The sequence below is a fragment of the Sphingomonas ginsenosidimutans genome (genome assembly GCF_002374835.1).
In the GTDB taxonomy this organism is placed as follows: Bacteria; Pseudomonadota; Alphaproteobacteria; order Sphingomonadales; family Sphingomonadaceae; genus Sphingomonas; species Sphingomonas ginsenosidimutans.
This window is the reverse complement of record NZ_NWVD01000014.1, coordinates 24,804-49,243: the sequence shown is the minus strand read 5'-3', so window position 1 is coordinate 49,243 and position 24,440 is coordinate 24,804. Positions and strand designations below refer to the sequence as shown.

The following is a 24,440-nucleotide window of genomic DNA, read 5'->3' as shown; positions in this document are numbered from 1 at the left end:
TACACTACGAACGCCATCGAGGCCCTGAATTCGAAGGTTCGCCGTGCCGTCCGTACCCGCGGCCATTTCCCCGGTGACGATGCCGCGATGAAGCTGTTATATCTCGTGCTCAATCACGCGGCGGACGAATGGAAGCGCCCACCGCGCGAATGGGGTGAGGCCAAAAGTCAGTTCGCCGTAATCTTCGGTGAGCGCTTCGTCATCTAATGACGGTAACCGGCCTCCCGCACAAAATTCCTGACAGTCCCCGGGCGATCGGCAGTTCGACATCTCCGAGAGGGGTGCCACCACGGTCATTCAGCAGACCCAGTGCTGCCCAACCGGCGAAAGCACCCATCATGGCCGAGGTAAGCCAATAACCGATGCGGCCAATGGTAGACTGACGCCGCATCAGAGGAACATAAAAAGCCGCAGCCCCCAAGCCAGCTATCACGCCTAAGAGGCTACCCCAACCGAGAATACTGGTGAGGCCGGGTGTAACCGGCGCAAACGGACGTGAAAAGTAAACAACGGGCAGCGTGATGGATGCTAGAAGTGAAACCAGCCACAGCCCTTGGCGAAGGATGAAGTCGAAGCGGCGAGCACTACTCGCATCTTGTTGTTCGGTGAGATTCATGCCGCTGCCGCCGCTGTGGCAGCATGCCTGCCGAGCGTTCGATAAACGGTCGGCCGGGAAATCGAGAACAGCTCGGCGAGGTCGCTGATCGAGTAGTCGTCGGTATCGTACATGCGACGAAGCTCCTTCTGCTGCCGATCGGACAGCTTGGGCTTCTTCCCACGCAGCTTCCCCTTAGCGCGGGCGACCGCCATGCCCTCGCGGGTGCGGAGCTTGATGAGGTCCGCCTCGAACTCGGCAAAGGTGGCAAGGATGTTGAAGAACAGCTTACCCATCGGGTCAGCCGGATCGTGGACGCTGGCACCAAGCTGTAGCTTCACCCCACGGGCAGCAAGGCCGTCCCCGATCGCGCGCGCGTCCGGAACTGATCGCGCGAGCCGGTCAAGCTTGGGCACTACCAGCGTGTCGCCGCTTCGTACTGCGGCTAGTGCTTGGTCGAGGCCGGGGCGATCCCGGTTCGTGCCGGTGAGCCCCTTGTCGGTGTAGATGCGATCGGCCGCCACCCCGAGCTTGAGCAGCGCGTCATGCTGGGCGGCAAGGTCCTGTTTGTCGGTCGAGCAGCGGGCATAGCCGATCAGCGTGTGCGTCATAGCCGGAGTGTAACGTATAAGGCCCCATCACCGCAAAACATATGGTACCATCTATGTGAGACTCGGCTTTCGGCCGCTTTCCGTGCTGTTGGAGATCGACCGGCCGAGTCCGCTGAACGATCCTCTATCGGACAGGGGGCGATCACCATGGCGGATGGTCGAAGATCGGAGACAGGAGGCGCGGAGGTGGCGCGGCGAATGGCGGCACTTCGCGCCCATCTGCATGGTGGCGCGTCGCTGGCCAAAGTCGCGGCCGATGCCGGTGTTTCGCTGCGCACCGTCCAGCGATGGCTCGCTCGCTATACCGCCAACGGTCCAATGGGCCTCGCGCGGCCGCTTCGTCCGGAAGCTGGCACACGGACGTTCCCGGACGGTCTGGTCCAACTGATCCAGGGCATGGCGCTGACGAAGCCGCCGGCCTCGATCGCAACCATCCATCGTCGCGTTGTGCATGTCGCTAGCGAATATGGATGGCACACGCCGTCCTACGGCAGCGTTCGCGATATCGTGCGCCGGATCGATCCTGCGATGCTGACGCTCGCGCATGAGGGCGCTGCCGCTTTCCGCGACAAATACGAGATGGTCCATCGTCATCGCGCCGATCGCCCGAACGCGATCTGGCAGGCCGACCACACCGAACTCGACATCCTCATCCTCGATGCTCGTGGCAGGCCGACACGGCCGTGGCTGACGACGGTGGTGGACGATCATTCCCGCGTGATCGCAGGCTACATGGTGTTTCTCGGCGCGCCATCCGCGCTCAATACGTCGCTCGCGCTGCGCCAGGCCATCTGGCGCAAGGCCGATCCGGCATGGCCGGTGTGCGGCATTCCCGATGTGCTGCACGTCGATCACGGATCGGACTTCACCAGCCTCCACCTCGAACAGGCCGCGGCCGATCTGCGTATCAGGCTGATCTACTCAGCCGTCGCCCGTCCGCAGGGGCGTGGCAAGATCGAGCGGCTGTTCCGGACCATCAACACCGAACTGCTGGCCGAACTCCCCGGCAACCTGCGCGCCGGCAAGACGGTATCCCCACCGGCCCTTTCACTGGCCGAACTGGACGCGGCGATCGGCGCCTGGATCATCTCGACCTATAATGCGCGTCCCCACCGTTCGATCGGGGCGGCACCGATAGCCGCATGGCGGGGCGATGGCTGGTTGCCCCGGATGCCGGAGACGCTTGCCGAACTGGACATGCTGCTGGTCATGGTCGCCAAGCCCCGCACCGTTCACCGCGACGGCATCCGCTTCGAGGGATTGCGCTACTTCGATCCGACGCTGGCAGCCTACGTCGGCGAGCCGGTGACGATCCGCTACGACCCCCGCGACATGGGCGAAGTCCGCGTGTTCCATCGCAACGTGTTCCTGTGCCGGGCGATCGATGCGGATCATGCCGCGAACAGTGTCACCCTAAAGGACATCCAGGCGGCGCGGATCGCGCATCGGCGTCGCCTGCGGCAGGAGATCAGGGAGAAGCAATCGAGCGTTATAGACTATCTTCCAGCGATCCTGCGCACTCCGGCTCCGATCGCGAAACCGGCGCGATTGCCTGAATTGGCGCCGGTCTCCGCAGCGACTCCGGCGCCGCCACCAAGCCGGCCGAAGCTACGCACCTATTATGAGGGCGACTGATGACCGCCGGCAGTACGCGCGCGACCAGCTTCATCTCGACCCAAGAGCACCGCCGCTTCATCGAGTTCGCCGACGCCGTTCGGAAGCATCGCTACATCGGCCTGTGTCATGGCCCAGCGGGCGTCGGCAAAACGCTCTCGGCCTGCCGGTATGCCCGATGGCACAAGGCTGCGCCCCTGCTCACCGTTTGGGGACCACGCGATCCATCCGACCTGGAAATCTATGCCCACCTCGCTCAGGCACGTGCGGTTTTCTACACACCTTCGGTCGGCAGCACGTTGCGCGAACTGCGGCAGGATCTGCCCCGGCTGCTCGACCGAGTGGACCATTGCATCGACGAACACGTCCGGCCTCAGAAAGTCGGACAGGTCCGTTATGTCAGTCGTCATACCCGCTACGTCGAAATGGTGATCGTCGATGAAGCCGAGCGCCTGTCGACGACGGCGCTGGAATACATGCGTGACGTGTTCGATCGGCAGGGGATCGGGCTCATCCTGATCGGGATGCCCGGTATCGAAAAGCGCATGGCGCGCTATCCCCAGCTCTTCAGCCGGGTCGGCTTCGCCCACCAATATCGGCCGTTGCAGGATGCGGAGCTGACCTTCGTGCTGACCCGCCGCTGGCGCGACCTCGGCCTTGCCCTCGACGACGCCGATTTCACCGACGCGCAAGCGGTCGCGGCCATCGTTCGGATCACAGGTGGCAATTTCCGGCTACTGCACCGCCTGTTCGTGCAGATCGAGCGCGTGCTGAAGATCAACGGCCTCGCAACCATCAGCGAGGATGTCGTGGAAGCCGCCCGCAGCACCCTCGTCATCGGCGTCACCTAGTGCTGACATTCGTGACATTTACCGCTGAAAGCCACATCACGCCGCAAGAATTCCCACGCACATCGCTTTCCCAAAACCTGTTCCCGATCCCACTTTCCCGAAACCGATCGGTAGAGACGGGGAAACGGGAAGCCGCGTCTGTGCGAAAGCGCGCTTCGTCACGCGGGGTGTGCGCTCCGCTTACCGCACCAAACCCTGTCCTACACCGCCGCGATCCGGCATGATCGGCGGACGTTCCTTCTCACCGTCCAGCCTCGCCGTGAACCGACGCCGTCCGCCCGCGCTCGGTCGCGCCCGTGACGCGACACTCTGGCGACACGCACGCGCCCACATTCGCCGAAAAAACCGCGCGGCGTCTCAACATTCGCAACATTCGCGGGCGATGGTGACGCGGCTAGTCCTGCCGCGCCAGCCATTCCTCCAGCCACTTGATCGTATATTGCCCTTCGCGGAACTCGGGATCGTCCAGCAACGCCTGGTGCAGCGGGATGGTGGTCTTCATCCCCTCGATCACGAATTCCTCCAGCGCGCGGCGCAACCGGCGCAGCGCGCCTTCGCGCGTCGTGCCGTAGACGATCAGCTTGGCGATCATGCTGTCATAGTACGGCGGCACCTTGTACCCGGCGTACAGCCCCGAATCGACGCGCACGTGCATCCCGCCCGGCGCATGGTACTGCTTCACCAGCCCGGGGGAGGGCGCGAAGGTGCGCGGATCCTCGGCATTGATGCGGCATTCGATCGCATGGCCGCGGAAGATCACGTCCTCCTGCCGCAGCGTCAGCGGGTGCCCCTCCGCGACGCGGATCTGCTCGCGCACCAGGTCCAGCCCGGTGATCGCCTCGGTCACCGGATGCTCCACCTGCAAACGGGTGTTCATCTCGATGAAGTAGAATTCGCCGTCCTCCCAGAGAAACTCGATCGTTCCCGCGCCGCGATAGCCCATGTCGGCCATCGCCCTGGCGACGATCCCGCCCATCCGCTCGCGCTCGTCGGCGGAAATGACCGGGGAGGGCGCCTCCTCCAGCACCTTCTGGTGGCGGCGCTGGAGCGAACAGTCGCGCTCGCCCAGGTGGATGGCGTTGCCGTTGCCGTCGCCGAAGATCTGGAATTCGATGTGCCGCGGATTGCCGAGGTACTTTTCCATATAGACGGTGGCATCGCCGAACGCCGCCTTCGCCTCGGTCCCGGCCTGCTGCATCAGCGTTTCGAGCTGGTCGGCGGACTGGCACACCTTCATGCCGCGCCCGCCGCCGCCGCTGGCGGCCTTGATGATGACCGGATAGCCGATCCGTTCGGCCAGCGCCTTTGCCTCGGCCACGTCGCTGATCGCGCCGTCCGAGCCGGGCACCAGCGGCAGGCCCAGCGCGCCGGCGGTGCGCTTGGCCTCCACCTTGTCGCCCATCACCCGGATATGCTCGGGCTTCGGACCGACGAAGATCAGGTTGTGCAGCTCGACGATCTCGGCGAACTTGGCATTCTCGCTGAGGAAGCCGTAGCCGGGATGGATGGCGTCCGCGCCGGAGATTTCCGCCGCGGATATGATGTTCGGGATGTTCAGATAGCTGTCGGTCGCCGCCGGCGGGCCGATGCAGATCGCCTCGTCCGCCAGCCGCACGTGCATCGCATCGGCGTCGGCGGTGGAATGGACCGCGACGGTCTTGATCCCCATTTCGCGGCACGCACGGTGGATGCGCAGGGCGATTTCGCCGCGGTTGGCGATCAGCAGCTTCTTGATCTGCGCCACGCCGCTTACTCGACGACGACCAGCGGCTGGTCGAACTCGACCGGCTGGCCGTTCTCGACCAGCACCGCCTTCACCACGCCCGCGTTCGGCGCGACGATCGGGTTCATCACCTTCATCGCCTCGACGATCAGCAGCGTGTCGCCCGCCGCCACGCTCTGCCCGACGCTGGCGAACGGCTTGGCGCCTGGTTCGGCGGCCAGATAGACCGTGCCGACCATCGGCGAGCGGACAGCATTGGCATCCGACGGCGCCGACGGTCCGGCGACGTCGACCTGCGGCGCGCTGCCGCCGGCGGCCGGTGCGGGCGCGGCGGGTGCCGGCGCGTAATGGACCGGCGCGGTGACCGCGGCGGCCTTGCGCGCGACGCGGATCCTGCGATCTCCGTCCTCTACTTCGATTTCGGTCAGCTGCGTGGCGTCGAGCAGCTGGGCAAGCTGGCGGACCAGATCGACATCGACCTGCATCGCGCCCGGATTGTTGTTGTCGGTCATGCGACCCCATTCCCCTAGATTAGGGCGCGCCTCCTGTCAGAAGCGGGCCGCTGCTTCAAGCGCGAGCATATACGACAAAGCGCCGAACCCGGCGATACTGCCCTTTGCCGCGCGTCCCACGAACGAGGTGTGGCGGAATTCCTCCCGCGTGTGCGGGTTGGACAGATGCACCTCGATCACCGGGGTGCGGATCGATTTGATCGCGTCGTGCACCGCGATCGACGTGTGCGTGAAAGCGCCGGCGTTCAGGATCACGGCGCGTGCGTCATATGCCTGCGCCTCGTGCAGCCAGTCGACCAGATGCCCTTCGTGGTTGGACTGGCGCATGTCGATCGCCAGCCCCAGTTCGCGCGCCCGGTCCTCCAGCGCGCCGGCGATATCGTCCAGCGTGTCGTGGCCGTAGATCTCCGGCTCGCGCGTGCCGAGCAGGTTCAGGTTCGGGCCGTTGAGGACGAAGACGGTATCGCTCATGTGCGCAGCCATCGCACCGTCCGCGGCGCAGCGCAACGTTGCCCCGCCCGCCCGGCGACCCTAGATGACGCGCATGACCCACAGCGACGGCACCATCACCATCACCGTGAACGGCGAGCACAAGCGCGTGCACGCCGGCCTTTCCATCGCGGACCTGGCGCAGTCGCTGGGGCTGGTGCCCGAAAAGGTCGCGGTGGAACGCAATCTGGAGGTCGTGCCGCGCTCCACGCTAGCGCAGGTGATCGTCGAGGACGGCGACGAGCTGGAGATCGTCCACTTTGTCGGCGGCGGCGATCACGATGCGGACACCTGGACCGTCGCCGGGCGCACCTTCCGGTCGCGGCTGATCGTCGGCACCGGCAAGTACAGGGATTTCGCGCAGAACGCCGCCGCGCTGGAGGCGTCGGGCGCGGAGATCGTCACCGTCGCCGTGCGGCGCGTCAACGTCAGCGATCCGAACGCGCCGATGCTGACGGATTATATCGATCCGAAGAAGGTCACCTATCTGCCGAACACCGCCGGCTGCTTCACCGCCGACGACGCGATCCGTACCTTGCGGCTGGCGCGCGAGGCGGGGGGCTGGGACCTCGTCAAGCTGGAGGTGCTGGGCGAGGCGCGCACGCTCTATCCCGACATGCGCGAGACGCTGAAGGCGACCGAGGTGCTGGTGCGCGAAGGCTTCAAGCCGATGGTCTATTGCGTCGACGATCCGATCGCGGCGAAGCAGCTGGAGGAAGCCGGCGCGGTCGCGATCATGCCGCTGGGCGCGCCGATCGGTTCGGGGCTGGGCATCCAGAATCGCGTGACGATCCGCCTGATCGTGGAGGGCGCGAACGTGCCGGTGCTGGTCGACGCCGGCGTCGGCTGCGCCTCGGATGCGGCGGTGGCGATGGAGCTGGGCTGCGACGGGGTGCTGATGAACACCGCCATCGCCGAGGCGAAGGACCCGGTGCTGATGGCCGCGGCTATGAAGTCGGCGGTGGAGGCGGGGCGAATGAGCTATCGCGCGGGGCGCATGGGGCAGCGTCGCTATGCCGACCCGTCCAGCCCCTTGGCCGGTTTGATCTAGGTCATTTTGGCGGAACAACCCGCGTCGCCCGCCGTTCTGGCTGTATAGGTTCAACAGCCAGTAACGGAGTAAGGCGATGGGCGAGCTGGTCGACAAGATCAAGGGCAATGTCAACGAGATGGTCGGCAAGGCGAAGGAAGCCCTTGGCGATCACAACCATGACGAAAGCCTGAAGGCCGAGGGCCAGGCGCAGCAGGCGCAGGGCAAGGGCGAACAGTTCAAGGGCAAGGTCAAGGGCGCGCTCGGCGACGATATCTGACTTGTCGTTTTCCTTCGGGTCGCACCGGAAGGATGGGGCCGCTCCGTACCACGGGGCGGCCCTTTTGCTGTCGGTTGGTCAGCGGTTGAGGATCGCGGTCAGCGTGGTCCCGGCCGTGATCTGCTCGACATCGGTCTTGCAATGGAGCAGTCGCAGTCCGGCCTGCTCCATCGCGCGGTCCAGCGCGGGAGCGAAGGCGGCAGTCGTCTCAACCGTCTCCCCCCATCCGCCATAGGCGCGGGCGAGCGCGGCAAAGTCCGGATTGGCGAGCTGCGTGGCGCACGGGCGACCCGGAAACTCGCGCTCCTGATGCATGCGGATCGTGCCATAGGCGCCGTTGTCGACGACGATCACCAGCATGTCGGCGCGATGCTGGACCGCGGTGGCCAGTTCCTGTCCGTTCATCAGGAAATCGCCATCACCCGCGACCGCCACGACCATCCGCCCCGGCCGGCGCAGCGCCGCCGCGACCGCGGCGGGCACGCCATAGCCCATCGCCCCGGCGGTCGGCGCCAACTGGGTCCCAGGCCCGGCATAGCGCCAGTAACGATGCCACCAGCCGGAAAAATTGCCCGCGCCGTTGCAGATGATCGTGTCCGCCGGCAACCGCGCGCGCATCGCCGCGACGCACGGGCCAAGGTCGAGGGTCACGCCTTCGCGGGGGCGGGCGGTGGTCCATTCGCGATAGGCATCGTGCGCCGCGGCGGTATGCGACACCACCGGTCCGTCGATCGGCAGCAGCGCCTCGGCGAATTCCGCCATCCCGGCGCAGATTGCCAGATCGGTGGCATAGGTGCGGTAAAGCTCGTCCGGGTCGGGATGGACATGGACCAGCCGCTGGCCTGGGTGATCGGGCGTTACCAGCGTGTAGCCGTCGGTCGTCGCCTCCCCCAGTCGCGCGCCGACCACCAGCAACAGGTCCGCCTCCCGCACGTGCGCCAGCACCGCGGGGTTGGGGCCGTAGCCCAGGTTGCCGGCATAGGCGGGGCAGTCGTTGGGAACGGCGTCCTGCCTGCGGAATGCAGCGACCACGGGGACGCCGGCATGGGTGGCCCATACGGCAAAGGCGCCTGCGGCGGTCGCGTCCCAGCCGGCCCCGCCGACGATCGCGACGGGACGTTCGGCGGTGACCATCAGGTCGCGCAGGTGATCCAGCGCATCGGCGTCCACCGCCTGCGCGATGCGCTCGACGCGGGCGCGGTCGACCGCGGCCACCTCGTCCAGCAACATATCCTCGGGCAGCGCGAGCACCACCGGGCCGGGGCGGCCGTTCATTGCGGTGGCATAGGCGCGGGCGACATATTCCGGGATGCGCCGCGCATCGTCGATCCGCGCCGCCCATTTGGCGATCGGTGCGAACATCGCGGTAAAGTCGATCTCCTGAAACGCCTCGCGGTCGCGGGTGGCGCGGTCGACGTCGCCGATGAACAGGATCATCGGCTGCGAATCCTGCATCGCGACATGCACGCCGATCGCGGCGTTGGTCGCCCCCGGTCCGCGCGTGACGAAGGCGATGCCGGGACGGTGCGTCAACGTCCCGTCGGCGCAGGCCATGAAGGTGACGCCGCCTTCCTGGCGGCACGTCACCACGTCGATCGCGGGCGTATCGTGCAGGGCATCGAGCACCGCGAGGAAGCTTTCCCCCGGCACGGTGAAGATCCGGTCGCACCCTTGCGCGACGAGATTGTCGACCAGAACATGGCCGCCGGTGCGTTTGCTCTCCATGCGGCATGGTGTAGCCGCATCGACAAGCCTTGCGAAGGGGCGGCGGTTGGTCGATCGTGGTGCAAAGACAATAAGGTGAGGAGAGGGTGATGGCCGACTTCGAGCTGGTGGCGGACGGGTTGCGCTTCCCGGAAGGGCCGGTGGTGATGCCGGACGGCAGCATTATCCTGGTGGAGATCGCGTCTGGGAAACTCACCCGGATCCGCCCCGATGGCAGCAAACAGACCGTTGCGGAGCCGGGTGGCGGCCCCAATGGCCTCGCACTGGGGCCGGACGGAATGCTGTATTGCTGCAACAACGGCGGGTTCGACTGGGTCGAGAGCGGCGACATGCTGGCCCCGCACGGCATCGCGAAAGACTATTCGGGCGGACGGATCGAGCGGATCGACCCCGCAACCGGCGCGGTCGAGGTGCTGTACAGGAGCGGCGACCATGGCGTCACGCTGCGCGGCCCGAACGATATCGTGTTCGATGCGCATGGCGGGTTCTGGTTCACCGATCACGGCAAGGTCGATTACGCCGCGCGCTGCCACGACATCGTCGGCATCTTCTACGCGCACGCGGACGGCAGCTTCATCGAGGAAGTGGTGTTCCCGTCGAATAACCCCAATGGCGTCGGTCTGTCGCCGGACGGCAGCGTTCTGTACGCCGCGGAAACCTACACCTGCCGGCTGATGAAGTTCAACGTCACGGCGCCGGGCAAGGTCGCGCCCGATGCCGGTCCGGGCGGACCGGGCATCCCGCTGTACCGCCCCGCGGGCTACAAGTTCTTCGATTCGCTGGGGATGGAGGCGGGCGGCAACATCTGCGTCGCGACGATCGGGGAAAGCGGGATCAGCGTCATCTCGCCCGACGGAGAGCTGGTCGAGTTCGTCGCCACACCCGACATCTTCACCACCAATATCTGTTTCGGCGGGGACGACATGCGCGATGCCTACATTACGCTGTCCGGCAGCGGGAAACTGGTGAAGACGCGCTGGGCGCGGCCGGGCCTCACCCTGCGATACTGACCCTGCCGGGCAAACCGATCCTCAAGGAGTTTCAATGCGCGATACCGTGATCTTTGATTTCGGCGGCGTCATCACGTCGTCCCCGTTCGAGGCGTTCAACCGCATGGAGCGCGAACGCGGGCTGCCGCACGATCTGGTGCGGCGGATCAACGCGACCAATCCGGACGACAATGCCTGGGCCAGGTTCGAGCGGGCGGAGATCGACGCGGCTGGCTTCGACAGCGCCTTTGCCGAGGAGGCGCGCGCGCTGGGGCACGAATTGCGTGGGGAGGATGTGCTGGCGCTGCTGGCGGGGGATATCCGCCCGGGCATGGTCCATGCGCTCGACTGGCTGAAGCGCGAGGGATACCGGATCGGCTGCATCACCAACAACGTTCCTGCGGGCGAGGGGGCCGGAATGGCGCGGACGATCGAGAAGGCCGCGGCAGTGGCGGCGGTGCTGGAGCGGTTCGACCATGTGATCGAATCGAGCAAGGTCGGCATCCGCAAGCCGGACCCGCGCATCTACACGATGATGTGCCAGACGCTGGGCGTTGCGCCGGAGCGATGCGTGTACCTGGATGACCTGGGCATCAACTGCAAACCCGCCGCCGGACTGGGGATGATCGCGATTAAGGTGACGGGAGAAAGGCAGGCGCTGGACGCACTGTGCGCCGCGCTGGAGATCGCGCCGGGGCATTTCTGACGAAGTTGAAAGTCGGTTCAGCTTCGCTTGCGGCGGGCGCGGCGCGCGGCTAGTCGTGCCCCGCAGTTAGGGAGGGTGAGGCGCGTGAAGAAGCTCTATCCGGATGCCGCGGCGGCGCTCGACGGCCTGCTGTTCGACGGGATGACGATCTGCGCCGGCGGGTTTGGGCTGTGCGGCATCCCCGAACGGCTGATCGACGCGATCCAGGCGGCGGGCACCACGGGCCTGACGATTGCCAGCAACAACGCCGGGATCGACGGCGAGGGGCTGGGCAAGCTGCTGCGCACGCGGCAGGTGAAGAAGATGATCTCCAGCTACGTCGGCGAGAACAAGGAGTTCGAACGCCAGTATCTGTCGGGCGAGCTGGAGGTGGAATTCTGCCCGCAGGGCACGCTGGCGGAGCGGTGCCGCGCGGGCGGCGCGGGCATCCCGGGCTTCTACACCAAGACCGGCGTCGGCACGCTGGTGGCCGAGGGTAAGGAAGTGAAGACCTTCGACGGGGAGGAATATATCCTGGAGCGCGGCATCCGCGCCGATCTGTCGATCATCAAGGGCTGGAAGGCGGACGAGAGCGGGAACCTGATCTTCCGCAAGACCGCACGCAACTTCAACCAGCCGATGGCGACCGCGGGCAAGGTGTGCGTCGCGGAGGTGGAGGAGGTGGTGCCGGTCGGTAGCCTGGACCCCGATCACATCCATCTGCCCGGCATCTATGTGAAGCGGATGATCGTCGGCGCGCCGTACGACAAGAAGATCGAATTCCGCATGACGCGCCCGCGGCCCGAGGCGGCGTGATGCGGGCGGCCGCTGGTCTGATCGGTGTCGCGGCGCTGCTGGCAGGATGCGCGACGCGCGCGCTGCCGCCCGCCGATCCGCAGCCGCCATCGGTGACCATGCTGACACAGGCGCAGAAGCCGGGCGATCTGGTGCCGCCGGGCATGGCGTATCTGTACGGATCGGCCGAGGCGGCGGCGCTGTCGGAGCAGGCGTATAACGGCATGGTCGCTTACGTGCGCGGCGTGCTGGACAAGGCGCGAGATGCGCGCGGCCGCCTGCCCAGCCAGCGCGCGGCGGGAACGATGCCGCGCTGGCCGCGATCGGCGGTGCTGGCGCCGGGCGCGACCGCCGGGATGGTGGACATGCTGCCCTGCGGGACCCTGCCGCCCGCGGTGGTGCTGGACATGGACGAGACCGTCGTCCTGAACCTGGGCTACGAATATAACGACGCGCGCACCGGGCAGGGATACGACCCGAAGCGGTGGGATCGCTGGGAGCAAGGCGGCGCGGACAAGGTGTCGCCGCTGCCCGGTGCGGTCGCCGCGTTCCGGGCGCTGCGTGCGCTGGGCGTGACGATGGTCATCAACACCAACCGCTCCGCCGCCCACGCCGCCGATACCGCCCGCGCGCTGAAGAACGCCGGACTGGGCGACTTCACGCACGGCGAGACGCTGTTCCTGAAGGGCGATGTCGACGGCGCATCGGGCAAGGACGGGCGGCGGCAGGCGATCGCGGCGCGTTACTGCGTGCTGGCGATGGCTGGGGACCAACTGGGCGATTTCGCCGACCTGTTCAACCCGCCCGGCCCGGCGCCCGCGCTGGGACGCCGCGCGCTGGCCAGTGTCGATGCGATCAGGGCGAAATGGGGGGCGGGCTGGTTCGTGCTGCCCAATCCCGTCTACGGCACCGGGCTGGGCACCGGGTGGGACGAGACATTTCCGAAGGACAGGCGCTGGGACGATGGCGTTCCCGCCGGAGGAGCGAAGTGATGGGTTGGGATCGCAACGGCATGGCGGCACGCGCGGCGAAGGAACTGCGCGACGGCTATTACGTCAACCTGGGCATCGGTATCCCGACGCTGGTGGCGAACAACATTCCCGAGGGGATGACGGTCACGCTGCAGTCGGAGAACGGGATGCTGGGCATCGGCCCGTTCCCCTATGACGACGAGGTGGATGCCGACCTGATCAATGCGGGCAAGCAGACGATCAGCGAACTACCGCAAAGCGCCTATTTCGGATCGGAGCAGAGCTTCGCGATGATCCGCGGCGGCCACATCGACCTGACCGTGCTGGGCGCGATGGAAGTGGCGCAGAACGGCGACATCGCCAACTGGATGATCCCCGGCAAGATGATCAAGGGCATGGGCGGCGCGATGGACTTGGTCGCGGGGGTCAAGAAGATCATCGTCGTCATGGAACATAACGCCAAGGACGGCAGCCCGAAGTTCATCCCCGAATGCACGCTGCCGCTGACCGGGCGCAACGTGGTGGACATGATCGTCACCGACCTGGCGGTGTTCCAGCGGCCGGATCACCAGTCGCCGTTCCGCCTGATCGAACTGGCGCCGGGGGTCACCGCGGACGAAGTGCGCGCCAAGACGACGGCCGATTATCTGGCGTGATGGCGGGTCGGTCGATCGCCTTCGACCGTTCGTGAGAGGGGCGAACGGTCTGGCGTTCGGGTAAGTACCTCTCATCCGGCGTGATGCGACGCCTCTGGCCGTCATCTTCCCGTCATTCTACATGCGCGTCGCTGCCGGCGATTGCGGGCGCGTTTTTCGGGAAACTACAGATGCCGCAGGTTCTCGATCGTCGCCAGCTGCTGCGCCGGGGCGGTATGGCCGGGGGCGGGGCGGCACTGCTGGCAGGGTGGCCGGGCTGGGCGCAGAGCGTGTCGGAGGGGGTCGGTACCATCGCCACGTTACCGACGGTATCGGGCGAGGATATCCGGCTGCGTATCGCGCATCAGATGATGACCATAGACGGCCGCACCGGCCATGCGATCGGCATCAACGGCAGCGCCCCCGCGCCGCTGATCCGCCTGCGCGAAGGGCAGACGGTGCGGCTGCATGTCGAAAACGCGCTCGACGAGGAGACGTCGCTGCACTGGCACGGGCTGCTGGTGCCCTCGCACATGGATGGCGTGCCGGGCGTCTCCTTCCCTGGGATCGCGAAGCGGCGCACCTTCACCTACGAATTCCCGGTCGTTCAGGCCGGCACCTATTGGTATCACAGCCATTCCGGGCTTCAGGAGCAATCGGGCCTGTATGGGCCGCTCATCATCGACCCCAAGGGCGACGATCCGGTGCGCGCCGATCGCGAGCATGTCGTCATGCTGTCCGATCACACGCCGCTTCACCCGCACCGCCTGTTCGCGAAGCTGAAGCAGCAGGCCGGTTACTTCAACCGCCAGCAGCAGACGCTGGCCGGTTTGCTGGCGGGCCGCGACCAGAAGCTGGCGGACCGGCTGGCGTGGGGCGCGATGCGGATGGACCCGACCGACATCGCGGACGTGACCGGTTCCACCTACACCTATCTGGTCAATGGCCATGGCCCGCGCGACAATTGGACCGGGCTGTTTCGCGCCGGCGAGCGGGTGCGGCTGCGCGTCATCAACGCATCGGCGATGACGACCTTCAACGTGCGGATCCCGGGCCTTGCGCTGACGGTGGTGCAGGCGGACGGGATGAACGTGCGCCCGGTGGACGTCGACGAGCTGCAGATCGGCGTCGCCGAAACCTACGACCTGATCGTCACCCCCGACGCGGATCACGCCTATACGCTGGTGGGGGAAAGCGTCGACCGGTCGGGCATGGCGCGTGCCACGCTGGCGCCGCGCGTGGGGATGGTGGCCCCGGTGCCGGCGCTGAGGCGGCGACCGGTGGCGACGATGCGCGACATGGGAATGGACATGTCGGCGCACGGCGCGATGGCGGGGATGGGCCATGGCGCGATGTCGGGCATGCTTCATCGCGCGCCCCCGGCGGCGGGCGCGATGAAGCATGACATGCGCGAATTCGCGAACGCCCCGGGGGTGCGCAAGGGGCCGGGGGTACAGACCATCTCCCCCATGCCGGTCGACCGTACCGGCGATCCGGGACAGGGCCTGGAGGATGCGGGGCACCGCGTCCTCACTTATCGCGACCTGATCGCGCTGGAGCGCAACCCCGACGTGCGTGCGCCGTCGCGGTCGCTGGAAATCCACCTGACCGGCAACATGGAACGCTACATGTGGTCGTTCGACGGCCGCAAGCTGTCGGAAGTGACGGCGCCGATCCCCTTCCTGGCGGGCGAGCGGGTGCGCGTGACATTGGTCAACGACACAATGATGGGGCACCCGATCCACCTGCACGGTCATTTCTTCGAACTGGTCACCGGGCATGGCGCTTATGCGCCGCGCAAGCATACGGTGATCGTCCAGCCGGGCGGCACGGTGAGCTGGGACGTGACCGCCAACGAAGGTGACTGGGCGTTCCACTGCCACATGCTGTACCACATGCACGCGGGGATGATGCAGGTGGTGCAGGTTCGCGCGCCGGCGGGGGTGGGGGCGTGACGGCGCGCCGGGCGATCGGGGTCGTTCCCCTCGCGCTGGTGCTGGCGCTTCCAGCCGGCGCGCAGACGATGGACCATCGCATGATGCCGGGGATGACTATGCCCGGCATGACGATGCCGGCGCCGAAGGCGAAACCGGCAGCGAAGGCGAAGCCGCGCCGGCCGGCGCCGCAGCCCCGCCGCGCGTTGCCGACCCGCCCGGCCGCTGCGCCCGATCCGCATGTGGGGCACGATATGTCCGCGATGCCGGAAATCGCCCCTGCCGCCGACCCGCACCATGGGCATGACATGTCCGCGATGCCCGGCATGGCGATGGGGCGCGCTCCGCAGGGCGGTGATGCACCGGCGGCGGGAACCGACCTGCCGCCCGGCGATGCCGCCGCGCCGCCCGCGCAACCGGGGCTGCTGGCCGAGCGCGTCTATGGCGCCGCGGCGATGCGGGAGGCCGACCAGGCGATGCGCCGCGAACATGGCGGGATGACCTTCGCGCAGGTGATCGTGAACCTGGCCGAATATCAGGCGCGCCGCGGCCGGGACGGCTATCGCTGGGATGGCGAGGCATGGATCGGCGGCGATATCGACCGGCTGACGATCAAGACCGAGGGGGAGGGGGAGGCCGGCGGCGCGCTCGACACGGCTGAGGTGCAGGCGCTCTACAGCCGCGCGCTCGATCCCTATTGGAACCTGCAGGCGGGCATCCGCCACGATATCCGCCCCGGCCCGTCGCGCAGCTACGCCACCATCGGCGTCGAGGGGCTGGCGCCATATTGGTTCGACGTCGAGGCGGCGGTGTTCCTGTCCGACAAGGCGACGCGCTGGCCCGCGTCGCCGCCTGGTATGATCAGCGGATCACGCAATATTGGGTGCTACAGCCCCGGCTGGAAGCCAATGTCGCCGCGCAGGACATGCCCGCGCAAGGCATCGGATCTGGGTTGAGCGACATGGAGCTTGGGTTGCGGCTGCGCTACGAGCGGGTACGCGAATTCGCGCCCTATGTCGGCCTATCGTGGGACCGGCGGTTCGGCCAAACCGCCGATCTGGCGCGGGATCGGGAGGGCGGGATCGGCGGGATCAGCGTGGTGGCCGGGGTACGGACCTGGTTCTGAAGCGGCACATTGAGGCCCGCTATCCCGCCTCATCATCGTATGATGGACGGCCTTGGGGGCCGCGCGCGGGCGTCAGGTGACGGGGTAGGGAACCGGGGCGGCGGTGTTCTCGTCGATGGTCAGCGGCCGCCCGATCGGCGGAAACGCGCGTTGCGGGCAGGCGGGACGCTCGCATACCTTGCACCCGGCGCCGATCGGCGTCGCGAAGGAAGGATCGGTGAGATCGAGGCCGCGCGAATATACGAGTTGCCCCGCATGGCGCAGGTCGCAGCCTAGCCCGATCGCGAACACTTTCTCGGCCTCACCGAAGCCCGCCGAACCGCTCGTCACCGTTCGCGCGATCCATAGATAGCTGCGCCCGTCTGGCATCTGCGCAACCTGCCGCAGCACCCGCCTAGGCTGGGCAAACGCCTCATAGACATTCCACAGCGGGCAGGTTCCGCCGACGCGCGAGAAGTGAAAGTCGGTGGCCGATTGCCGCTTGGAGATGTTGCCCGCCCGATCCACGCGGACGAAGAAGAAGGGCACGCCGCGCGCACCCGGCCGCTGGAGCGTCGACAGGCGGTGGCACACCGTCTCGAACCCGACCCCGAAGCGCCGCCCCAGCCGTTCGATATCGTACCGTTCGGCTTCGGCCGCCGCGAGGAAGTCGGCATAGGGCAGGACCAGCGCCCCGGCGAAATAGTTGGCGAGGCCGATCCGACCGAGGCGGCGCGCCTCCGCATCGGCGAGGATCGGATCGTCGGCAAGGTCGTCGATCGCCTGGCTCAGTTCGAGGAAGGCGAGCTGGGTCGCCATCTGGAACACGCGCTGGCCCGGTGTCAGCGAGGCCGACAAGGTGAGCGCCCGTTCAACCGGGTCGAAGCGGCGCGGCGCGGTGGTGACGTCGGTCAGCACGGCGATCCCGTGCCGCGCCTTCAGCCATGCGCTCAGGCCGTCGTGAATCGTGCGCGGGCTGAGGCCCGCGTCGCGGTATAGGCGTTCGGCTGCTTCATCCAGCAACGCGACATGGTTGTGGCGCGCGTAGAAGAAGTCCCGCACCTGCTCGAAGGGCTGGCGGGCGCGGTCCCCGATGCTCCATTCGTCGCCCAGTTCGGCGGCCATCGCATCACCGCGTTCGATCGCATCGCGATACCGCCGATGCAGCGCGACCAGCGTGCGGCCCACCGCGGGCATGTTCGTCGCCAGCTCGCGCAGTTCGGCCACCGACACCGCGTCTTCCACATCGGCGATCGCGTCGCGGATGTCGGTCATCAGGCGCGCTTCCTCGTCCTCGGAGAACATCTGCACGTCGATCCCGAAGGCCGCGTTGAGCTTCAGCAGGATCGGGACGGTCAGCGGACGCTGGTTCTGTTCGAGCTGGTTGAGATAGCTGGGCGAGATGCCGAGCGCCTGCGCAAGCTCGATCTGTTTCAGCCGGCGCTCCTCGCGCAGCCGGCGCAGCCGGACGCCGATGAATGCCTTGCGCGCCGCCATATCTTCGCATCCTTCGCAGATTTGCTGAGCGTTCTTCACAGAATTTTACGCTTTCAACCCTGTGAAGCCGCGCCCATTTGCGGATTATGCGAATATGCTTGCTACCGCTCAGCCGCAAGGTGTCGACCTTCTCCAGCGCGTCGTTGCGGCGGCGACGGCACGCGCGCGGGAGATATTGGGAGCCAGCGTTTCCCTTTCGCGCTGCCACCACATCGAACTGCGCGCCGAGCTGGCCGAGATGGTGTTCGAGGCATCGTGCGTCAGCCGGAGCGACGACGATCTCGTCGTCGTCGTCTTCGCCAGCGGGTGCGACGCGGCGGGATGCGACTGCATGGTCGCCGCCGGCCGCTTCACCTTCTCGACCTTCACCCGTCCGAGCGCGTCGATCGCCACGCGGCTCGCCCAATGGAACCCGGCAACCCGATGAACACTGCCTATCAGAAGCCGCTCGACGGTACGGCGCTCACCTTTTTCGATGCGCGGGCCGCGATCGAGGCGATCCGCCCCGGCGCCTATGACACGCTGCCCTATGTGTCGCGCGTACTGGCCGAGCAACTGGTGCGCCGCTGCGACCCCGCGCTGTTGAGCGACGCACTGATCCAGATCGCCGATCGCCGGCGCGATCTGGACTTCCCCTGGTATCCGGCGCGCGTCGTCTGCCACGATATCCTTGGGCAGACGGCGCTGGTCGATCTGGCGGGCCTGCGCGACGCGATCGCGGATCAGGGCGGCGACCCCGCCAAGGTCAATCCCGTCGTGCCGACCCAGCTGATCGTCGACCACAGCCTGGCCGTGGAGCACGGCGGCTTCGATCCTGACGCCTTTACCAAGAACCGCGCGATCGAGGACCGGCGCAACGAGGACCGTTTCGACTTCATCGAATGGACCAGGCGCGCGTTCGACAATGTCGACGTGGTGCCCGCAGGCAACGGCATCATGCACCAGATCAATCTGGAGAAGATGTCGCCGGTGATCCAGGTGCGGGACGGCGTCGCCTTTCCCGATACGTGCGTGGGCACGGACAGTCATACGCCGCATGTCGACGCGCTGGGCGTGATCGCGGTGGGTGTCGGCGGGCTTGAGGCGGAAACGGTCATGCTCGGCCGCCCGTCGATGATGCGCCTCCCCGATATCGTCGGCGTGAAGCTGACCGGGCGACGGCCGCAGGGCATCACCGCAACCGACGTCGTCCTCGCGCTGACCGAGTTCCTGCGCAAGGAGCGCGTCGTGGGAGCGTGGCTGGAGTTCTTCGGTCCCGGTGCCGATAGCCTGCCGATCGGCGACCGCGCGACCATCTCTAATATGTGCCCCGAATATGGGGCGACCGCGGCGATGTTCTACATCGATCGCCAGACGCTCGACTATCTGCTGCTGACCAACCGTGCGCCCGAACAGGTCGCGCTGGTCGAAACCTATGCGCAGGCGACGGGGCTGTGGGGCGATGCGCTGGCGACCGCGAAGTATGAGCGGGTGCTGACGTTCGACCTGGACAGCGTCGAGCGCACCCTTGCCGGCCCGTCGAACCCGCATCGGCGCCTGCCGACCGCCGCGCTTCACGACCGTGGCGTGGCGAAGGATCTCGAAGGTGCCATCGCGCAGGAGCGCGAGGGGCTGATGCCGGACGGCGCGGTCATCATCGCGGCGATCACCAGCTGCACCAACACCTCGAACCCGCGCAACGTCGTCGCGGCCGGGCTGGTGGCGCAAAAGGCCAATGCGCTCGGCCTGACGCGCAAGCCGTGGGTCAAGACCAGCTTCGCGCCCGGCTCGCGCGTGCCCGCGCTGTATCTGGAAGAGGCCGGCCTGCTGCACGAGCTGGAACAGCTCGGCTTCGGCATCGTCGGCTTTGCTTGCACGACCTGCAACGGGATGTCGGGCGCGCTCGACCCGGTCATTCAGCGCGAGATCGTCGCGCGTGACCTGTACACGACCGCCGTCCTGTCGGGGAATCGCAACTTCGACGGGCGCATCCATCCCTATGCCAAACAGGCGTTCCTCGCCTCGCCGCCGCTGGTCGTCGCCTATGCGATCGCGGGCACGATCCGGCTGGATATCGAGAAGGACGTGCTGGGGATCGCTCCCGATGGCCGCGATGTCCGGCTGGCCGATCTGTGGCCGAGCGATGCCGAGATCGATGCGATCGTGCGCGATCATGTGACGGCGGAGCAGTTCCGCGACGTGTACGAGCCGATGTTCGCGCGCTCGGACCACGACAGCGCGCCGGTCAGCCCGCTGTATGATTGGCGCCCGCGATCGACCTATATCCGCCGGCCGCCCTATTGGGACACCGACGGCCTGGGCGCGCTGGCGGCCAGTCCGCGGACGCTGCAAGGGATGCGCCCGCTCGCGATCCTGCCCGACAACATCACCACCGACCATCTGTCGCCGTCGAACGCGATCCTGCCGACCAGCGCCGCAGGCGAGTATCTGACCGCGATGGGCGTGCCAGAGGAGGATTATAACTCCTATGCGACGCACCGCGGCGATCACCTGACCGCGATGCGCGCGACCTTCGCCAACCCCCAGCTGGTCAATGAGATGGCGGTGGTCGACGGTGCGGTGAGAAAGGGCAGCCTCGCCCGGATCGAGCCGGACGGCACCGTCGTCCGCATGTGGGAGGCGATCGAAACCTATCTCGGTCGCCGGCAACCGCTCATCATCGTCGCGGGTGCCGATTACGGGCAGGGATCGTCGCGCGACTGGGCCGCGAAGGGCGTCAGGCTCGCGGGGGTCGAGGCGATCGTCGCCGAGGGGTTCGAGCGTATCCACCGCACCAACCTGATCGGCATGGGCGTGCTGCCGCTGGAGTTCCTGCCCGGCACGACCCGGCTCAACCTGAAGCTGGATGGAACCGAGACCTTCGATGTGGAGGGCACGCCGGATGCGCGCGCCGAGCTGACGCTCACCATCCACCGCGCCAACGGGCTGAGCGCGGGGGTGCCGGTGCTGTGCCGCCTCGACACCGCCGACGAAGTGTCGATCTACGAGGCGGGCGGTGTCCTGCAACGCTTCGCGCAGGACTTCCTCGCCTCGAGTGCGGCGGCATGACGCCGCAGATCCGCATCCGGGCCACCTATATGCGTGGCGGCACCAGCAAGGGCGTGTTCTTCCGCCTGGAGGACCTGCCCGAGCGCGCGCGGACACCCGGCGAGGCGCGCGACCGGCTGTTCCGCCGCGTCATCGGCAGCCCCGATCCCTATGGCGCGCACATCGACGGCATGGGTGGTGCGACGTCCAGCACCTCCAAATGCGTGATCGTGTCACCGGCGACGCGCACGGGCCATGACGTCGATTACCTTTACGGGCAGATCGCGATCGACAGCGGCGCGCTCGACTGGTCGAGCAATTGCGGAAACCTGTCGACCGCGGTCGGGGCCTTTGCGATCGCGGCCGGTTATGTCGACGCCGCCCGCGCGGTCGACGGCGTCTGCACCGTGCGCATCTGGCAGGCGAACATCGGCAAGACGATCGTCGCATATGTGCCCGTCGCCGATGGGCGGGTCGTCGAGGCGGGCGATTTCGCGCTCGACGGCGTGGCCTTTCCGGCTGCCGAGATCGTGCTGGAGTTCGTCGATCCTGCCGATGCGTCGGACGCGCTGTTCCCGACCGGCAATCCGGTCGACATGCTGACCGTGGACGACGCGGTCGTGCCGGGCGGCATGATACCGGCGACCCTCATCAAGGCCGGCGTGCCGACCGTCTTCGTCGCGGCGGAGGATCTGGGATACACCGGCGCCGAGCTTCGCGACGCCATCAACGGTGACGCGGGGGCGCTCGCCCGGTTCGAGGCGCTGCGCACCGCCGGTGCGGCGGCGATGGGGATCGCCAGAACGACACGCGCACCGGCGATCGCCTTCGTCGCCTCGCCCGTCGATCACCGCACGTCGAGCGGACGGGAGGTGCTGGCCGGCGAGATCGACCTGCTGGTCCGCGCGCTGTCGATGGGCAAGCTTCACCACGCGATGATGGGCACCGCCTCTGTCGCGATCGCCGCCGCAGCGGCGGTCCCGGGCACTCTCGTCAACGAGGCCGCCGGGGGCGGCGAGCGGACATCGATCCGCTTCGGCCATCCCTCCGGCACGCTGCGGGTCGGTGCCGAGGCTCAGCGACGGGGCGGCCGGTGGATCATCACCAAGGCGGTCATGAGCCGCAGCGCGCGGGTGCTGATGGACGGTCACGTCCACGTCCCCGCCGACAGTTTCTGAGAGGAAAGCCAAGCCGATGAACGACGTTCCCACCTTCAAGCCGAAGAAATCCGTCGCGCTCTCGGGCGTGACCGCCGGCAACACCGCGCTGTGCACCGTCGGCCGCACCGGCAACGACCTCCATTATCGCGGCTATGACATCCTCGACTTCGCCGAGACGAGCGAGTTCGAGGAAATCGCCCATCTGCTTGTTCACGGAACGCTGCCGACCGACGCGCAGCTTGCGTCCTACAAGAAGAAGCTGCGGACGCTGCGCGGCCTGCCGCGTTCGGTGAAGGAGGCGCTGGAGGCGATCCCGGCCGCGGCACATCCGATGGACGTCATGCGCTCGGGCGTATCGGCGCTCGGCTGCGTCCTGCCCGAAACGCACGATCACAACGTCGCCGACGCGCGCGATATCGCCGACCGGCTGATGGCCTCGCTCGGATCGATCCTGCTCTACTGGTATCATTTCGCGCATCATGGTCGCCGGATCGAGGTGGAGACCGACGACGACAGTATCGGCGGCCATTTCCTCCATCTGCTGCACGGCGAGGCGCCGTCCGACAGCTTCGTGCGCGCGATGCACACCTCGCTCATCCTCTATGCCGAGCATGAGTTCAACGCCTCGACCTTCACCGCCCGGGTGATCGCGGGGACCGGATCGGACATGTATTCGGCCGTCGCGGGCGCGATCGGCGCGTTGCGGGGGCCCAAACATGGCGGCGCGAACGAGGTCGCCTATGAAATCCAGAAACGGTACGCGACCCCGGACGAGGCGGAAGCCGACATCCGTCGCCGCGTCGCGGCCAAGGAAGTCGTGATCGGCTTCGGCCACCCGGTCTATACCGTCGGCGATCCGCGCAACGTCGTCATCAAGCGCGTCGCAAAGGCGCTCGCCGACGAAGCCGGCGCCCGGCGCCAGTTCGCCGTCGCCGCCCGCATCGAGGAGGTGATGTGGGACGCCAAGGCGATGTTCCCGAACCTCGACTGGTTCTCGGCCGTTTCCTACAATCTGATGGGCGTGCCGACCGCGATGTTCACGCCGCTGTTCGTCATCGCGCGCACCAGCGGATGGGCGGCGCATGTCATCGAGCAGCGCCAGGACAACAAGATCATTCGTCCGTCCGCCAACTACACCGGCCCTGAAGACCTCGCCTGGGTGCCGCTCGCCGCCCGCGGCGACCACCTCGCTGCCTGAAGGAGTATCCCGCCTTGCCATATCTCGTTGCCGCCGGCCTTCCGACCGAATCCGCGGGCAGGCGCTTCCGTGCGGCGCTATCGCGCCCCGGCATCTACCGCCTGCCGGGCGCCCATAACGGCCAGTCCGCGATCCAGGCCCGCCACGCCGGGTTCGACGGACTTTACTTGTCGGGGGCGGCGATGACCGCCTCGATGGGGCTCCCCGACCTTGGCATCATCACCGTCGACGAGGTCGCTTTCTTCATCCGCCAGATTGCGCGCTCGGCCGGGCTGCCGCTGCTGGTTGATGGCGACACCGGCTATGGCGAGGCGCTGAACGTGATGCACATGGTCCGCACATTCGAGGATGCCGGAGCCGGTGCGGTCCATCTGGAAGATCAGATCCTTCCCAAGAAATGCGGGCACCTGAACGGCAAGAGCCTGGTCCCGACCATCGACATGGCCGCCAAGGTCGCCGCCGCCAAAAGGGCCGCGCGCGATCTGGTGATCGTCGCGCGCACCGATGCGGTCGGGGTCGATGGCTTCGATGCCGCGGTCGAGCGCGCGCGCGCCTATGTCGAGGCGGGGGCGGACGCGATATTCCCGGAAGGGCTGACCAGTCGACAGATGTTCGAGGCATTCGCCGCCGCAATGCCGGGCGTGCCGCTGCTCGCCAACATGACCGAGTTCGGCAAGACCCCGTTCTTCACCGCCGCGGAGTTCGAGGCGATGGGCTACAAGATGGTGATCTGGCCGGTGTCGTCCTTACGCGTCGCCAACAAGGCGCAGGCCGAGCTGTACGCCGCGATCCAGCGCGATGGCGGCACGCACAACATGGTCGAGCGGATGCAGACGCGGGCCGAACTCTACGACGTGATCGGGCTGCACGATTACGAGGCGCTCGATGCCTCGATCGTGAAGACGATCGTTCCCGAAGCGATGCCACAGGCGTGATCGATCGGGGATCGTGGACGTCGAAAGGCTGGCACGCGCGAAGCGAAAGCGTTGGGCGCCCGGATCATCGGGAACCGCC

23 protein-coding genes and 1 pseudogene are annotated in these 24,440 nt (G+C 67.1%); 17 read left to right on the top strand and 7 right to left on the bottom strand.

The genetic code is table 11. From position 1 onward, the window contains the following. Window positions 1-207 (top strand): transposase (locus COA17_RS17360; protein WP_176484950.1); only part of this gene is annotated, 207 nt, incomplete at its 5' end. On the opposite strand, the gene COA17_RS19150 is transcribed toward COA17_RS17360, so the two are convergent. Further along, window positions 200-616 (bottom strand): hypothetical protein, encoded by a 417-nt coding sequence (locus COA17_RS19150; RefSeq protein ID WP_141397127.1) that lies wholly within the window; start codon window positions 614-616, stop codon window positions 200-202. The genes COA17_RS17360 and COA17_RS19150 overlap by 8 nt on opposite strands. Further along, complete coding sequence (locus tag COA17_RS17355; RefSeq protein ID WP_007406866.1) at window positions 613-1,206, bottom strand: recombinase family protein; 594 nt, start codon at window positions 1,204-1,206, stop codon at window positions 613-615. Before COA17_RS17355 ends, COA17_RS19150 begins: the two co-directional genes overlap by 4 nt. A 147-nt stretch (window positions 1,207-1,353) precedes the next feature. Here COA17_RS17355 and COA17_RS17350 point away from each other — a divergent pair, with 147 nt between their 5' ends. Continuing rightward, on the top strand, window positions 1,354-2,841 hold the full coding sequence (locus COA17_RS17350) for a Mu transposase C-terminal domain-containing protein (RefSeq protein WP_052811639.1): 1,488 nt from the start codon (window positions 1,354-1,356) through the stop codon (window positions 2,839-2,841). Further along, complete coding sequence (locus tag COA17_RS17345; protein WP_007406871.1) at window positions 2,841-3,671, top strand: AAA family ATPase; 831 nt, start codon at window positions 2,841-2,843, stop codon at window positions 3,669-3,671. The genes COA17_RS17350 and COA17_RS17345 overlap by 1 nt, the downstream gene beginning before the upstream one ends. Window positions 3,672-4,065: 394 nt before the next feature. Here the strand turns inward: COA17_RS17345 and accC are convergent, their stop codons facing one another. From accC to aroQ, 3 genes are read right to left on the bottom strand one after another with little or no spacing between them, the layout of a single operon-like run. Further along, window positions 4,066-5,415, bottom strand: coding sequence for an acetyl-CoA carboxylase biotin carboxylase subunit (accC, locus tag COA17_RS17340; RefSeq protein ID WP_096614081.1), 1,350 nt, complete (start codon window positions 5,413-5,415; stop codon window positions 4,066-4,068). Window positions 5,416-5,420: 5 nt separating this feature from the next. Further along, the gene (gene accB / locus COA17_RS17335) at window positions 5,421-5,906 is read right to left on the bottom strand and encodes an acetyl-CoA carboxylase biotin carboxyl carrier protein (RefSeq protein WP_096614079.1); all 486 of its coding nucleotides are present in this window, start codon (window positions 5,904-5,906) and stop codon (window positions 5,421-5,423) included. Between the two features lie 36 nt (window positions 5,907-5,942). Then, entirely contained in the window at window positions 5,943-6,377 is a 435-nt protein-coding gene (gene aroQ, locus COA17_RS17330; protein WP_066491061.1) for a type II 3-dehydroquinate dehydratase, read from the bottom strand. Between the two features lie 73 nt (window positions 6,378-6,450). On the opposite strand from aroQ, the gene thiS reads away from it, so the two are divergent. Both thiS and COA17_RS17320 read left to right on the top strand, forming a co-directional pair. Beyond that, complete coding sequence (gene thiS, locus COA17_RS17325) at window positions 6,451-7,446, top strand: sulfur carrier protein ThiS (RefSeq protein ID WP_082741073.1); 996 nt, start codon at window positions 6,451-6,453, stop codon at window positions 7,444-7,446. A 76-nt stretch (window positions 7,447-7,522) separates the two neighbouring features. After that, window positions 7,523-7,705 carry a CsbD family protein gene (locus COA17_RS17320; protein WP_066491063.1) on the top strand — a complete coding sequence of 61 codons (183 nt, stop codon included), beginning with the start codon at window positions 7,523-7,525 and terminating at the stop codon, window positions 7,703-7,705. Between the two features lie 78 nt (window positions 7,706-7,783). Here the strand turns inward: COA17_RS17320 and COA17_RS17315 are convergent, their stop codons facing one another. Further along, entirely contained in the window at window positions 7,784-9,430 is a 1,647-nt protein-coding gene (locus COA17_RS17315) for a thiamine pyrophosphate-binding protein (RefSeq protein WP_096614077.1), read from the bottom strand. An 89-nt stretch (window positions 9,431-9,519) separates the two neighbouring features. On the opposite strand from COA17_RS17315, the gene COA17_RS17310 reads away from it, so the two are divergent. The 7 genes and pseudogenes from COA17_RS17310 (at window position 9,520) to COA17_RS17280 (ending at window position 16,565) form a co-directional block, all read left to right on the top strand. Then, the gene (locus COA17_RS17310) at window positions 9,520-10,440 is read left to right on the top strand and encodes an SMP-30/gluconolactonase/LRE family protein (RefSeq protein ID WP_096614075.1); all 921 of its coding nucleotides are present in this window, start codon (window positions 9,520-9,522) and stop codon (window positions 10,438-10,440) included. Between the two features lie 34 nt (window positions 10,441-10,474). Continuing rightward, window positions 10,475-11,125 carry an HAD-IA family hydrolase gene (locus COA17_RS17305; protein ID WP_066488827.1) on the top strand — a complete coding sequence of 217 codons (651 nt, stop codon included), beginning with the start codon at window positions 10,475-10,477 and terminating at the stop codon, window positions 11,123-11,125. A gap of 84 nt (window positions 11,126-11,209) precedes the next feature. Beyond that, window positions 11,210-11,920, top strand: a complete 711-nt coding sequence (locus COA17_RS17300; protein ID WP_096614073.1) for a CoA transferase subunit A — start codon at window positions 11,210-11,212, stop codon at window positions 11,918-11,920. Further along, complete coding sequence (locus COA17_RS17295) at window positions 11,920-12,891, top strand: 5'-nucleotidase, lipoprotein e(P4) family (protein WP_096614071.1); 972 nt, start codon at window positions 11,920-11,922, stop codon at window positions 12,889-12,891. Before COA17_RS17300 ends, COA17_RS17295 begins: the two co-directional genes overlap by 1 nt. Beyond that, window positions 12,891-13,526 carry a CoA transferase subunit B gene (locus COA17_RS17290; protein ID WP_096614069.1) on the top strand — a complete coding sequence of 212 codons (636 nt, stop codon included), beginning with the start codon at window positions 12,891-12,893 and terminating at the stop codon, window positions 13,524-13,526. Before COA17_RS17295 ends, COA17_RS17290 begins: the two co-directional genes overlap by 1 nt. A gap of 170 nt (window positions 13,527-13,696) precedes the next feature. Further along, window positions 13,697-15,460 carry a copper resistance system multicopper oxidase gene (locus COA17_RS17285; RefSeq protein WP_096614067.1) on the top strand — a complete coding sequence of 588 codons (1,764 nt, stop codon included), beginning with the start codon at window positions 13,697-13,699 and terminating at the stop codon, window positions 15,458-15,460. 68 nt (window positions 15,461-15,528) lie between these two features. Beyond that, window positions 15,529-16,565 (top strand): annotated as a pseudogene (locus tag COA17_RS17280) (copper resistance protein B). A gap of 72 nt (window positions 16,566-16,637) precedes the next feature. Here COA17_RS17280 and COA17_RS17275 read toward each other — a convergent pair. Then, a complete protein-coding gene (locus COA17_RS17275) occupies window positions 16,638-18,041 on the bottom strand; it encodes a short-chain fatty acyl-CoA regulator family protein (protein WP_096614065.1) in 1,404 nt (467 codons plus the stop codon). Window positions 18,042-18,135: 94 nt separating this feature from the next. Here COA17_RS17275 and COA17_RS17270 point away from each other — a divergent pair, with 94 nt between their 5' ends. Genes COA17_RS17270 through prpB form a run of 5 tightly spaced genes read left to right on the top strand, consistent with a single transcriptional unit; the run spans window position 18,136 to window position 24,361 of the window. After that, window positions 18,136-18,468 carry a hypothetical protein gene (locus COA17_RS17270; protein WP_245857921.1) on the top strand — a complete coding sequence of 111 codons (333 nt, stop codon included), beginning with the start codon at window positions 18,136-18,138 and terminating at the stop codon, window positions 18,466-18,468. Then, window positions 18,465-21,089: a Fe/S-dependent 2-methylisocitrate dehydratase AcnD gene (acnD, locus tag COA17_RS17265; RefSeq protein WP_096614085.1), complete on the top strand. Its 2,625-nt coding sequence runs from the start codon at window positions 18,465-18,467 to the stop codon at window positions 21,087-21,089. Before COA17_RS17270 ends, acnD begins: the two co-directional genes overlap by 4 nt. Next, window positions 21,086-22,246, top strand: coding sequence for a 2-methylaconitate cis-trans isomerase PrpF (gene prpF, locus COA17_RS17260; RefSeq protein ID WP_096614061.1), 1,161 nt, complete (start codon window positions 21,086-21,088; stop codon window positions 22,244-22,246). Before acnD ends, prpF begins: the two co-directional genes overlap by 4 nt. A gap of 16 nt (window positions 22,247-22,262) precedes the next feature. Then, window positions 22,263-23,426 carry a bifunctional 2-methylcitrate synthase/citrate synthase gene (gene prpC, locus COA17_RS17255; protein WP_066490698.1) on the top strand — a complete coding sequence of 388 codons (1,164 nt, stop codon included), beginning with the start codon at window positions 22,263-22,265 and terminating at the stop codon, window positions 23,424-23,426. Between the two features lie 14 nt (window positions 23,427-23,440). Continuing rightward, a complete protein-coding gene (prpB, locus tag COA17_RS17250) occupies window positions 23,441-24,361 on the top strand; it encodes a methylisocitrate lyase (protein WP_096614059.1) in 921 nt (306 codons plus the stop codon). The last annotated feature ends 79 nt before the right edge of the window (window positions 24,362-24,440 follow it).